This window comes from Francisella noatunensis subsp. noatunensis, assembly GCF_009823375.1.
GTDB lineage: Bacteria > Pseudomonadota > Gammaproteobacteria > Francisellales > Francisellaceae > Francisella > Francisella noatunensis.
Genome location: NZ_WBSX01000053.1, coordinates 1 through 11,571, shown reverse-complemented (window position 1 = coordinate 11,571; position 11,571 = coordinate 1). Strand labels below are relative to the sequence as shown.

The window sequence follows — 11,571 nt, the reverse complement described above, 5'->3', positions numbered from 1 at the left end:
GTGCTATTGTAACAATGGTCGATAGAGCTAGCAGATTTACTATTTTAGCCAAGTCTATAGATAGAACAGCTAATTCAATCAATAGAATATTGTACAAAGTATCTAATGGTCATAAAATATTAACAGCTACATTTGATAATGGTAAAGAGTTTGCTAAACATAAGAAGCTAACTAGCAAGACTGGCATCAAAGTATTCTTTGCTGATCCATACAGTCCTTGGCAAAGAGGTATTAATGAAAACATGAATAGGTATATCAGACAATTTATATCTAAAGGTACTAACTTTAACAATATATCTCATCAATACATTAGAAAGTTACAGATAGACTTGAATAATAGACCTAAGAAATGTTTAAATTACTTGACACCTAATGAAGTACATTTTGGTATCTCTATAAACATTGAGAATACTATCTAGCGACTTAAACATCTTCATAAACATTTATACATAAATATTGATTAGCTAATTACATTAATGTAGCATCGCAATCAGTAAATGTTATTTATAATTTTTAAAGGACTAGATTTATGATAGAAAGAAAAAGTATTATCATTCTTCACAATGATGAATCTGAATTTAAAAAAACATGACCTACCCCAGGTCATAAAACATTTAGAAAACGAAGGCTATTACAACATTGAACATAACTCAATAAAAATGACCAATTTTATAAACCCGATTAGATCATTCTTGTATTTTATCCATAGTAAATTAGCTAACTTAATCTTCTCTATTAAACCTGAAAGATTAAACATTAATTATGACATACAAAGTTGGAAAGCTGTAGAAATACTTACATATGAATGTGATAAGCATAATGATTTTAACTTTCCAAAATTAAGTTCAAAAGTAGCTATTTTAAGTCTAAATAATACAACTCTATTTAAATCTAATAAGCAACCTAAATGCATGCAATGTTTAATATTTACAAAAGGAATGATAAAACAAAAGAAGAAACGAGTACCTGGTGGGAGAAAGAACATGCACCTATACTCCTTGAAAAACAAAAAAACATGAAATTCCAATACTATGTACAATCAATGGTTACCAACTCAAAATCATTTAATTTAGACAATTATAGTGCGCCTGAATTTATTGCTTTTTTAGGATATAAAAATCAATTATCAATGTTTTTAAACTCTCTCAAAATATCATCATTTAGAGCAAACATAAAACTACTTAAGGATGAACCTAGGTTTGTTTACCCTCAATTAACTTCTTTTATATTTGGAAAATATAAATAGCAAATCAAATATAAATCATCTTATATTTTTAGTATATAGATCAATTTTTGAACAATAGTTAAGATTTTTGTCTTCTCAGATAAGCTATTGTTTCTAGCTCTTTTGAGAACACAAACTTATTCCTTTGTAAAAAATCCAATGTTTTAAGTATGTCTTTAAATCCAGAAAGAACCCAGGCCTGAATACTATAATCAAATACAGTTTTTGCTTTCAAATATCTACTAACACCAGCTCGACACTCTTGCGTAAGAAAATCTGTAGCGGGGAATTTAATAACAACGACACCTCGCTTATCATATACAGCTACTTTTGCATACCCTCCAAGACTTAAAAGCTGCTCTTTAACTCCTTTGAAGTCTTCCCAAGCCAACATCATTTTCTCAGTGGCTTCTTTCTCCATATACTTTATTGACTTAGAGTTGTAGCTTTGTTTCAGGCTATATGACTCTTCTTTTAGTTCATTATATTTTTCTAATAACTCTTTGTAACGCCTATCTAAAGTAAGATTTGCTATTTCTAAGCTATCGTTTTTATTTGAGATCTCGACTTGCTTTTGTTTTATCTTATTTATGCTTTTTGATATTTCTTTATCAATGTACTGCTTTATATTATTACGTAAACTATAAGCGATTTTATCTTCTTTGATACCTGATTCTTTGAGGGTAGATTTAATAGCTTCTAACAACTCATCTTTAATAACTGTATTTATTGTTAGTTCTTGCTGTAATTCTCCAGTTATAATGGCTTGCTTTCTATCATTTTTGTATAAAGTAACTTTCTTAACTAAATCAATGATAGAAACACCCTCTCCAATAAGCTTTCTAACTTTATTAACTGTTATCTCTTCATTCTGTGAGCGTAAAAGCTCACATTTTTGATTCACGAGCTTTTGAGTTACTTGTTTTGTCATTTTAGCTTCTTTCTTCTTCTCTTAATGTTAGAACTTCGTAACCATCCTTCGTAACTAAGATTGTATGCTCCCACTGAGCCGAAAGAGATCTATCTTTTGTTACAGCCGTCCAACCATCTTTTAAGACAGATACGGCTCTTTTACCAATATTTATCATTGGCTCAATTGTAAAAATCATACCCTCTTCAAATTTAGCACCCGTGCCAGCTTTACCATGATGCATTACATGTGGTGGCTCATGAAAGTTTGCACCTATTCCATGACCACAAAAAGCGTCAACTATAGAGTAGCCAATTTTTTTAGCATGTTTTTCTATTACGGCACCTATATCGCCAAAATGATTACCTGGTTTAACAACTTCAATACCTTTCCACAAACATTCATGAGTAACTTCAACTAATTTTTTAGCCATAACAGAAGGTTCGCCAATCATAAACATCTTACTAGTGTCACCATGATAGCCATCTTTTTTTACAGTAATATCTATGTTTAAAATATCGCCATTTTTTAATTTCTTATCAGCAGGAATTCCATGACAAACTACATGATTTATAGATGTACAGATAGATTTAGGAAAACCATGATAATTCAATGGTGCAGGATAAGCATCCTGTTCTTTGACTATATAGTCATGACAGATCTGATCTAACTCAGCTGTTGTTATCCCTTCTTTTACATAAGGAGTTATCATTTCCAAAACTTCTGCTGCTAATTTACCAGCAACCCGCATCTTCTCTATTTCATTTGGAGTTTTAATTATTATTTTACTCATATATTACAACTACTTTTTTCAAAGAACCTAGATACATCATTATAAACTATCAGCTAATGAATATATAGATACCAAAAACGATGTTAGAATTATTAGCATAAATAAATACATCGCATAAATATGAGAATCAGAAAAGCACAAGATACAGTTGCTGAACTCTTCAAAGATATTACCCACCCTAGACTTGCTAGTTTCATAGCTCTTACTGAAGAGGTTGGTGAATTAGCTAATGAAATAATGCAAAAAGAGATTTACGAAGAAACTCAGAATAATGATAAGATAAAATTAGAACTTACCGATGTACTAGTAAGTTTATTAGAGCTGGCAAATCTCTACAATGTAGATTTAGAGATAGAATTTGATAAAAAAATCAAAAACTTAGAACCTCGAGTGAAGCAATGGTCTAACGCTAAAGATCTTCTTCAATCAAAAAGGACTAAGCTTGACTAATAGTGTTTCAAATATACTTAGTGGGTTTTAAATATTTTCTTCTAAATTCTATCTTTTAGTGCTATTTTATACTACAATCTATCATGTAAGGAATAAAGAAATTTTTATTAACAGTAAATTTTTCATATTATTTAATTTCAGTTTTTGTTTAATCCCTAAAATTGTTATTTCATAAGTCCATACGGTATAAAATAGCATTGAATATGCTAGAACTAACTAACAAATAACTAAAGAGAATAAAAATGGATAATAAATCACAAGGTACAGTAAAGTTTTTCAACGACCAAAAAGGATTCGGTTTCATCACTCCTGAGAATGGTGGTGATGTATTTGTACATATTTCAAAACTTAATGGTGAAACACTTGCTGAAGGTCAACAAGTTACTTTTGAAACTCAAGAAGGTAGAAAAGGCCCTGAAGCTATAAATGTTGAGGTACTATAATGCCAAGTATTAGAGTAGATGAGCGCAAACCATTTGATATAAGCCTAAGAAACTTCAAACGTGCTTGCGAAAAAGGTGGTATCAAGCAAGAGCTTAGAGATAGACAGAACTACGTAAAGCCAACTGAGAAAAGAAAAATAGCAAAACGTCAAGCTGTTAAAAGAGCTAGAATTGCTCAAAGAAGAGCTTACATCTAATTATCTATTAATTTCCCAATCTTTTTTATTTAAAATAAAAACTAATCTTTCTCGAGAAGTATCATTCTCATAAAGTTTAGCTCCTAACTTTGTTACTGCTTTTTGAGAACGAATATTTTTATACCAAACATCAAAAAATACATTTTCGATAAAGTTAAATGCATAATCTAACATTAGTTTTTTAACTTTTTTATTAAGCTCTGTACCCCAATATTGCTTAGCATAAAACGTAGAACCTACTTTTATTGATTTTTTAATATAGTCATACTCATAATATCTAGTAGAACCTACCAATTCGTCGTTATAAAAAATTAAATAGCAGTTTTGAGGATTTTTTAAACCATCATTAAAATACTTTTTAAACCCATCTACTTGACTACGTGATTTATCATTATGCTGAGCCCATATTTCAGGATCTTTGGCTATATTGTATAACCTATCAAAATCTCCTCTAGTCATTATTTCAAGTCTAATATTTTCAGATGACAAAGATTTATTAAAATCCATAATGAATACCTTTTATATGAAACAATCTAGGGAATGCTATCAGAATTTATAGCATAACTATTCTACAGTAACAGACTTAGCTAGGTTTCGAGGCTGATCTACATCTGTACCTTTAATTATAGCCACATGGTAAGATAAAAGCTGAAGTGGTATTGTAAATACTATTGGTGCACTAAAATCATGTCCACCATCTAATTCCAAGACGATACTATTATCAAAGCTAACTTTATCTTTTATTACCTTATCTACAAAAAGAATTAGCTTTCCACCTCTAGCGTGAACTTCTTGAAGATTAGAAAGAGTTTTGTCCAATAAATCATCATTAGGTACCATAGCAACTATTGGCATATGTTTATCTACTAATGCTAGCGGTCCATGTTTTAGCTCACCTGAGGGGTAAGCTTCAGCATGAATATAAGATATTTCTTTAAGTTTTAAAGCACCCTCTACTGCTATCGGGTAATACAATCCTCTTCCTAAAAATATTGTATGCTCCTTATCAGAGAAGTATTCACTTATCTCGTCTATTTCAGGATCTAATTTCAATGCACCCATAACTAATGCGCGGATGTTATTAAGTTCTTTAGTATATTTTACTATTTCATTGTCTGACAAACTTCTCTTCAATTTAGACATTACAAGTGTAAATATTGCTAAGGCTACTAACTGTGTTGTAAATGCTTTTGTTGATGCAACACCAATCTCAACACCTGCTTTTGTCATAAAAGCAATGTTAGACTCTCGAACTAAAGAACTATTTGGTACATTACAAATACACATACTACCAATGTAGTTTTGCTTTTTACTCTTTCTTAGAGACTCTAAAGTATCCGCAGTTTCTCCAGATTGTGAGATACTGACAAATAATGAACCATCGACTACTATATTATCTCTATATCTAATTTCACTAGCTATCTCAACACTACATGGGATTTTTGCATACTTTTCTATCCAGTATTTTGCCGTCATTCCAGCATTATAGCTAGTACCACATGCAACTATACTTATATGTTTAGTTTTCTCAAATAGCTCTTGAGCTTTTCTATCAAAATTATCTAAACTAATTTCACCATCATTTAATGATGCCATAATAGTATTTGATATAGCTTCTGGTTGCTCATATATTTCTTTAAGCATATAATGCTTATAACCATCTTTAGTCGCACTTGAAGATGAGTAGTTATATTCTTCAACTTCTAAATTCTTAGGTATTCCTTTACTATCAAAGACTTTAACATCCTGTTTAGATATAATAGCTATATCGCCCTCATCAAGATAAGAGAATCTATTAGTAACTGGTAATAGCGATAACGTATCAGATGAAATAAAATTCTCATCAATACCCACTCCTATAACTAGAGGAGAGCCTGAGCGAACAGCAACAATCTTATCAGCAAATTTTTGCGAAATTATTGCTAAGGCATACGCTCCTTTTAAAAGTTTAGTTATAATCTTGATATTTTCAATAATAGATTTAGAATCATCCCACTCTCTATCTAATAGATGAGCTACAACTTCAGTATCAGTATCTGATTTAAAGAGATAACCCTCATCGATTAATGACTTTTTTAATTCAGCAAAATTCTCAATTACGCCATTATGAACTATGCAAAATTTCTCCGAAGCATGTGGATGCGAGTTTTCTTTGGAAGGTTTGCCATGAGTAGCCCATCTAGTATGAGCAATACCAATATCACCCTTAAAATTTGATAAGCCATGAACCGCTTTTTCTAATTCAATAACCTTACCTACTTCTTTACATATATCTATCTGATTATGATCATCTATGACTGCCAAACCAGCAGAATCATAGCCACGATACTCAAGTTTTTTCAAACCTTCAATCAAAATATTTGTAATATTCCTTGTAGAGTTGGCACCTACTATTCCACACATAATTATACCCTTATCTTTATATTTAAGTTACTTCTTAACAGGTCTCTGCCACGTATCAATATGACGCTGTCTTGCTCTTGAAATAGCAAGATTATCTGCTGGAACATCACTGACTATAGTTGACCCCGCACCAATAGTTGCACCAGAACCTATATTAACAGGAGCTATTAGTTGTGAATCAGATCCAATAAAAGCATAATCCCCTATTGTTGTTTTATGCTTATTAACTCCATCATAATTACAAGTTATTACACCTGCTCCAATATTACAATTAGCTCCTATTTCACTATCTCCTAAGTATGTTAGATGTGATGCTTTAGAGCCCTTGCCCAATACTGTTTTCTTCGCTTCAACAAAATTACCAATAACAGCGCCTTCCTTAACATCACATTCTGGTCTAACTCTAGCAAAAGGACCAACAATAGCTCCTTCACGGATAATAGATCCGTCAACCATACTATTAGCCTTTATTTTAACATTATCTTCTATAGTACAGTTTTTTAGAGTACAGTTTGCTCCAATCACAACATTATTACCTAGTTTAACATGTCCTTTAATTATCACATTAATATCTAACCAGCAATCTTTGCCAACCTCGAGTTTACCTCGCACATCTATCCTACTAGGATCAGCAACACTTACTCCTTTTGACATAATCACTTCAGCAATATGTTTTTGCCATTCTCTTTCAAGCTGTGCAAGCTGGATTCTATCATTTACACCCTGTATTTCAAACTCTTCAACAGAATGAGTTACTGTTATAGAGATATTATCCTCTCTAGCCATTGCCACTATATCAGTAAGATAATATTCGCCTTGTGCATTAGTATTGCCTAGATTAGGAAGCCAATCATCAAGATGACTTTTAGCAACACAATACATTCCTGTATTTATTTCTTTAATTTGGCGCTGACCATCTGTAGCATCCTTTTCCTCAACTATATGGCTTACTGCTCCAAATTTATCTCTTACAATACGTCCCAAACCAGTAGGGTTATCGACAATAGCAGTCAATACAGCTAAATCATCACTCGCAGACTTAATCAAATTAGCAAGCACATCAGTAGAAATTAGAGGCACATCTCCATATAAAATTAGAACCTTATCTTCTTTAATATATGGCAAAGCCTGCAAAACAGCATGACCTGTCCCTAACTGCTCCTTTTGCTCAACAAATGTGACTTTTTTATCTGCCAAATCAGCCTCAACCATTTCCTTAAGATGTCCAGTAACAACAATAATATTGTCTGGATTAAGAGGCTCAACACGACTTAACACATGCCTGATCAACGTTTTACCAGCAAGTGTTTGCAGAACCTTGGGTTTATTTGAATTCATTCTAGAACCCTTCCCAGCAGCTAAAATAACAACGGCCAAACTCATACCAAAAATCCTTAAGTTTTTAACAATACTCTCCTAAAAGAAAATTAATAATCTGATAATGATCTTCTAACAAGCTATCATATATCTTTCTGTTAATTAAATCAAAATTTAACCATTTAACATCTCTAGCATCATCTGCTGCGTAAATGCTAGGTAAATCAGGCCATTCTTCAAATATAAAAACTCCAACATGACTTATTGTTCTTCCTCGAACAGAACGGCCTGGATAGTCAAAGACTTTTTCACATCTTTTTGCCAAAGATAATTGTTCAACACTAAGATCTATATTTGTTTCTTCAAACAATTCTCTTATTATTGCTTGAGATATGGTTTCATCACACTCCAAAAACCCACCTGGCAATGCCCATAATCCCCTACCAGGAAATCCTTTTCTTTGAACAAGAAGAATATAATTATTTACTATAACTAGAGCATCTACAGTAACTAGATTTGGTTTATATGGCGCATTTCTCCATGAATATTTATAATCTATAACATAGCTATTTTCAGCAACCAAATCTTGATATGTTACACTTTGCATAAAGGTATTTAGTAACTTAAACGTTCCCTGATTTGGTGCTGGACTACACATATACTCATCAAGAATTTCACCTTTATAAAAATATTTTCTAAACTCTGTAGCATTATAATTTTTATAATTATCTACTGGTATATATCCCCACTCTGGAAAACTCTTAATATAGTAGCTAGAATCATCCTTAATATGTCCGACTATAGCTATAGTTTCATCTGACTTAGCATGCTTATAGACATTTTGGCGCAAAGACTCTTCCCACTTTTGCTCTTGGTAGAAATAATCTGCTAATGGCTCTATTTCAATCAAACATAAATCAATACCAGCCAATTTTAAGTCCTCTATAATCATCTGCTTTCTAAACTCAAATGAAAATGGATTCTTTATATTTGGAGCATTAAATGAACTACCTACATTTATGATAATCCTCTTACTATGTTTCAATGCTACTTGTATATTATGTAAATGCCCTTTATGAAAAGGCTGAAATCTCCCAATAAAAACTGAAATATCATACATCCCTTTCACCTATATATTTAGTTCTTGGGCTTGAGTTTGGCTATCAAAGACACTGTCACCAGATGGCGCAGTAATCTTAGTATAATCTTTCATCTGATTTTGAATTTGAGCAGTTTCATCTTGTTGTATAGATTTATCAATAGTTCTATCATAAGAACCAAAACCAAACTTGCTCTTCTTAGCAGAACCTAAAAGTCCACCTAAGCTTGACTGACCCTTACTAGAATTAGCATCTGACACAGCCATTTCTGCCTCAGCTTGTTTAGCAATCTTCAAGTTATCATCGCTTTTTAGTTCTGTATTATTCAATTCTTTACGGATCTCGCTTAATAATCTAACACCTTCAGAAATATGATCAGGAGCTTGAGTTTCTCCATCCCCAGTAAAGACTGCATTTATCTTAACCAAGCTAGAGAGCTCATCAATTTTACGCGCCTCAATAACAAAAATTAAATTTTTCTGACTATCTTTGACCGTGATTAAGTGTCCTGATAATACCTCATCCTTCTCAGATGTTATCGTGTAAATACTAGGAAGACCTTTGAAATAATCATCGAGTAGATTGATAGTTATAGATAAAGGCTCTCTAAACACAAGTTTCAATGAGCCTGAATCATTATAAACAACACTTATAGAAACTTTTGATATCTGATCACTAATGATTTTAGCCATATCAAATTTAACAGTGTAATTCGGAGGCAACATTTGTTGATAAGCCTTTGGAACTTGTGATCTAGCATACTTATCATCTCCATCAGGAAGTTTGAGTGCTGGTTTGATTTTTTCACCATTTAAGCCAGTAGGAATTATTAATGATGGTTCTTCTTTAACTTGAACTTTTGCATATTCATATTTCCTATTTCTAAATATATCCCAACTAAAACTTTCATTAGAAAGACTCTCAGCCGAGAAATCATTATCCACATCGTTAGTCGCACAGTTTTGCAATAACAAACCAAGACTCGCTAAAATGAGTATTTGGAAATTTTTCTTCATCTGCAAATATTAATAACTAGCTAATTAAATTAACTAAACATTATAACACAGTGCTATACTAATAATAATAAAAGCTTCAAGAGTAAAAGATCAATGAAAGATAAAATTTTTATATTTCTACAATATATAATCCCTCATTCCTTAACATCGAGACTAGTTAGTAAATTAGCAGAATCAAAAAATAAACATCTAAAAAACTACCTAATAAATTTAGCCATAAAAAAATTTAAAATCGACATTAGCGAGGCTAAAGAAACTGATATTAACAAATACACCTCTTTTAATAACTTTTTTATAAGAGAGTTAAAAGATGGATTAAGACCTATATCATCAGATAAAAAAATCGTATCATCGCCTGCAGATGGTGTTCTAAGCGAGTTTGGAGACATTACTAATGGAAGCTTAATCCAAGCTAAGGGAAAAACTTTTACACTAAAAGCGCTGATAGCTGATAGTTCAACAACTGATTTTACAAAATTTGCAACAATCTACCTATCTCCAAAAGATTATCATAGAGTCCATATGCCTATCGATGGTAAACTAACAAAAATGGTTTATATACCTGGCAAACTTTTTTCTGTAAATAAGGTCACTGCCCAAAATGTTGATGATCTATTTGCAAAAAATGAGAGATTAGTTTGTTATTTTAACACCGAAATAGGTGAAGTTGCAGTAATTTTCGTAGGTGCATTACTAGTCGCAGGTATCGAAACAGTTTGGCACGGCAAAGTAGCTCCAAACTATTACAAAGATATACAAATTTGGAACTACAATAACGATAACTTTAATATAGAATTCAAAAAAGGCGATACGCTCGGCTGGTTTAACTTTGGTTCAACTGTTATTGTTTTAATGCCTAGCAATAATATAAACTTCAAGTATAACCAAAGTAACGCAGATATATCTGTTAATCAAGACTTAGCTTTAATTGCTGAATAAAGATTCATATTAACCCAACAACGACTAAATATATTAGTCTTATTAATTCTATTTGACTTGCATTCATTTACATAAGCCACTTCTTTACTTTGTCCAAAACGATCATCATTAAATCTGAATCTAGCTGGTAACTTAATATCAAATCTCTTTGCCCACTTTCTAATTGTTACGTGTTTGAAGCCTAGTAATTTTTCAGCTTCTTGATAACTCAAACCATCTCTTTGACACTTCAACAAAACTTCTTTTGCTGAACAGTTAAATCTATTTTTGACAATCTGCTCAAAATTTCCTGTATATTGATTTGCCATATAACGAGTCTCCTATAAATAAAATGAAACACAAATCGACCCCCAATATAGGCATAATACATAGTTTAGTACTAGTAAAAAACCTTTTATACAGCAAATTCAGAAGTTTAATTTTATTGATAAAATCATACAATTTATAAGACACTCATTTTTAAAGATCTCTTAATAAAATTCTTTCAAAAATACTTATATATTAGTATTTTTGAAGCTAGATTGTATTCTGAAAGTTTTAAATAGTTGAAAGAGAGTTCCAAATATAGTTTATTAGGTTTTGACGAAACTAAAATAAACGATAAGGAACTAAAAAATGCCAAAGCACTTAACTCTTTCAAATAGATATTGTATAGAAGAATTACTTAAATTAGGATACCAAACATCTCAAATAGCCAATAAAATTGGCTATAGTGAAAGAGCTATAAAAAAGGAACTTAATCGCACTAGTATAAATAGTGACTATAATGCTGAGATAG

At 31.6% G+C, this 11,571-nt stretch carries 15 protein-coding genes; 7 read left to right on the top strand and 8 right to left on the bottom strand.

Annotated features, from left to right (window positions below):
* A partial coding sequence (locus F8C69_RS05645) for an IS30 family transposase (protein WP_159184251.1) occupies window positions 1–419 on the top strand: 419 nt, incomplete at its 5' end.
* Between the two features lie 488 nt (window positions 420–907).
* The gene (locus F8C69_RS05640; protein WP_159184507.1) at window positions 908–1,246 is read left to right on the top strand and encodes a hypothetical protein; all 339 of its coding nucleotides are present in this window, start codon (window positions 908–910) and stop codon (window positions 1,244–1,246) included.
* Between the two features lie 58 nt (window positions 1,247–1,304).
* Here F8C69_RS05640 and F8C69_RS05635 read toward each other — a convergent pair whose 3' ends face one another.
* Window positions 1,305–2,156, bottom strand: coding sequence for a hypothetical protein (locus F8C69_RS05635; RefSeq protein WP_159184506.1), 852 nt, complete (start codon window positions 2,154–2,156; stop codon window positions 1,305–1,307).
* 1 nt (window position 2,157) lies between these two features.
* Window positions 2,158–2,928, bottom strand: coding sequence for a type I methionyl aminopeptidase (gene map / locus F8C69_RS05630; RefSeq protein WP_159184505.1), 771 nt, complete (start codon window positions 2,926–2,928; stop codon window positions 2,158–2,160).
* Between the two features lie 120 nt (window positions 2,929–3,048).
* On the opposite strand from map, the gene F8C69_RS05625 reads away from it, so the two are divergent.
* The 3 genes from F8C69_RS05625 to rpsU all read left to right on the top strand — a co-directional run bounded on the left by F8C69_RS05625 (window position 3,049) and on the right by rpsU (window position 4,018).
* Window positions 3,049–3,378 carry a MazG nucleotide pyrophosphohydrolase domain-containing protein gene (locus F8C69_RS05625; RefSeq protein WP_004286367.1) on the top strand — a complete coding sequence of 110 codons (330 nt, stop codon included), beginning with the start codon at window positions 3,049–3,051 and terminating at the stop codon, window positions 3,376–3,378.
* Between the two features lie 242 nt (window positions 3,379–3,620).
* Window positions 3,621–3,821 carry a cold-shock protein gene (locus F8C69_RS05620; protein WP_159184504.1) on the top strand — a complete coding sequence of 67 codons (201 nt, stop codon included), beginning with the start codon at window positions 3,621–3,623 and terminating at the stop codon, window positions 3,819–3,821.
* Complete coding sequence (gene rpsU, locus F8C69_RS05615) at window positions 3,821–4,018, top strand: 30S ribosomal protein S21 (protein ID WP_159184503.1); 198 nt, start codon at window positions 3,821–3,823, stop codon at window positions 4,016–4,018. The genes F8C69_RS05620 and rpsU overlap by 1 nt, the downstream gene beginning before the upstream one ends.
* On the opposite strand, the gene F8C69_RS05610 is transcribed toward rpsU, so the two are convergent.
* From F8C69_RS05610 to F8C69_RS05590, 5 genes are read right to left on the bottom strand one after another with little or no spacing between them, the layout of a single operon-like run.
* Window positions 4,019–4,525, bottom strand: coding sequence for a GNAT family N-acetyltransferase (locus tag F8C69_RS05610; RefSeq protein ID WP_159184502.1), 507 nt, complete (start codon window positions 4,523–4,525; stop codon window positions 4,019–4,021).
* 57 nt (window positions 4,526–4,582) lie between these two features.
* The gene (gene glmS / locus F8C69_RS05605; protein ID WP_159184501.1) at window positions 4,583–6,421 is read right to left on the bottom strand and encodes a glutamine--fructose-6-phosphate transaminase (isomerizing); all 1,839 of its coding nucleotides are present in this window, start codon (window positions 6,419–6,421) and stop codon (window positions 4,583–4,585) included.
* A 27-nt stretch (window positions 6,422–6,448) separates the two neighbouring features.
* Window positions 6,449–7,804, bottom strand: a complete 1,356-nt coding sequence (glmU, locus tag F8C69_RS05600) for a bifunctional UDP-N-acetylglucosamine diphosphorylase/glucosamine-1-phosphate N-acetyltransferase GlmU (protein ID WP_159184500.1) — start codon at window positions 7,802–7,804, stop codon at window positions 6,449–6,451.
* Window positions 7,805–7,823: 19 nt separating this feature from the next.
* Window positions 7,824–8,858 carry a bifunctional nicotinamide-nucleotide adenylyltransferase/Nudix hydroxylase gene (locus F8C69_RS05595; RefSeq protein WP_159184499.1) on the bottom strand — a complete coding sequence of 345 codons (1,035 nt, stop codon included), beginning with the start codon at window positions 8,856–8,858 and terminating at the stop codon, window positions 7,824–7,826.
* A gap of 9 nt (window positions 8,859–8,867) precedes the next feature.
* A complete protein-coding gene (locus F8C69_RS05590; protein WP_159184498.1) occupies window positions 8,868–9,854 on the bottom strand; it encodes a hypothetical protein in 987 nt (328 codons plus the stop codon).
* Window positions 9,855–9,947: 93 nt separating this feature from the next.
* On the opposite strand from F8C69_RS05590, the gene asd reads away from it, so the two are divergent.
* Window positions 9,948–10,793, top strand: a complete 846-nt coding sequence (gene asd, locus F8C69_RS05585) for an archaetidylserine decarboxylase (RefSeq protein ID WP_159184497.1) — start codon at window positions 9,948–9,950, stop codon at window positions 10,791–10,793.
* Here the strand turns inward: asd and fevR are convergent.
* Complete coding sequence (gene fevR / locus F8C69_RS05580; RefSeq protein ID WP_159184496.1) at window positions 10,766–11,101, bottom strand: transcriptional regulator FevR; 336 nt, start codon at window positions 11,099–11,101, stop codon at window positions 10,766–10,768. The two genes, asd and fevR, sit on opposite strands and share 28 nt — an antisense overlap.
* A gap of 307 nt (window positions 11,102–11,408) precedes the next feature.
* Between fevR and F8C69_RS11045 the strand changes: the two genes are divergently transcribed.
* The coding region (locus tag F8C69_RS11045) for a helix-turn-helix domain-containing protein (protein ID WP_159183823.1) at window positions 11,409–11,571 on the top strand (163 nt) is incomplete at its 3' end.

Coding starts and splice junctions, on each gene's coding strand:
- F8C69_RS05640 (WP_159184507.1), top strand. CDS start 908: ATGCATGCAATGTTTAATATTTACAAAAGGAATGATAAAACAAAAGAA.
- F8C69_RS05635 (WP_159184506.1), bottom strand. CDS start 2,156: ATGACAAAACAAGTAACTCAAAAGCTCGTGAATCAAAAATGTGAGCTT.
- map (WP_159184505.1), bottom strand. CDS start 2,928: ATGAGTAAAATAATAATTAAAACTCCAAATGAAATAGAGAAGATGCGG.
- F8C69_RS05625 (WP_004286367.1), top strand. CDS start 3,049: ATGAGAATCAGAAAAGCACAAGATACAGTTGCTGAACTCTTCAAAGAT.
- F8C69_RS05620 (WP_159184504.1), top strand. CDS start 3,621: ATGGATAATAAATCACAAGGTACAGTAAAGTTTTTCAACGACCAAAAA.
- rpsU (WP_159184503.1), top strand. CDS start 3,821: ATGCCAAGTATTAGAGTAGATGAGCGCAAACCATTTGATATAAGCCTA.
- F8C69_RS05610 (WP_159184502.1), bottom strand. CDS start 4,525: ATGGATTTTAATAAATCTTTGTCATCTGAAAATATTAGACTTGAAATA.
- glmS (WP_159184501.1), bottom strand. CDS start 6,421: ATGTGTGGAATAGTAGGTGCCAACTCTACAAGGAATATTACAAATATT.
- glmU (WP_159184500.1), bottom strand. CDS start 7,804: ATGAGTTTGGCCGTTGTTATTTTAGCTGCTGGGAAGGGTTCTAGAATG.
- F8C69_RS05595 (WP_159184499.1), bottom strand. CDS start 8,858: ATGTATGATATTTCAGTTTTTATTGGGAGATTTCAGCCTTTTCATAAA.
- F8C69_RS05590 (WP_159184498.1), bottom strand. CDS start 9,854: ATGAAGAAAAATTTCCAAATACTCATTTTAGCGAGTCTTGGTTTGTTA.
- asd (WP_159184497.1), top strand. CDS start 9,948: ATGAAAGATAAAATTTTTATATTTCTACAATATATAATCCCTCATTCC.
- fevR (WP_159184496.1), bottom strand. CDS start 11,101: ATGGCAAATCAATATACAGGAAATTTTGAGCAGATTGTCAAAAATAGA.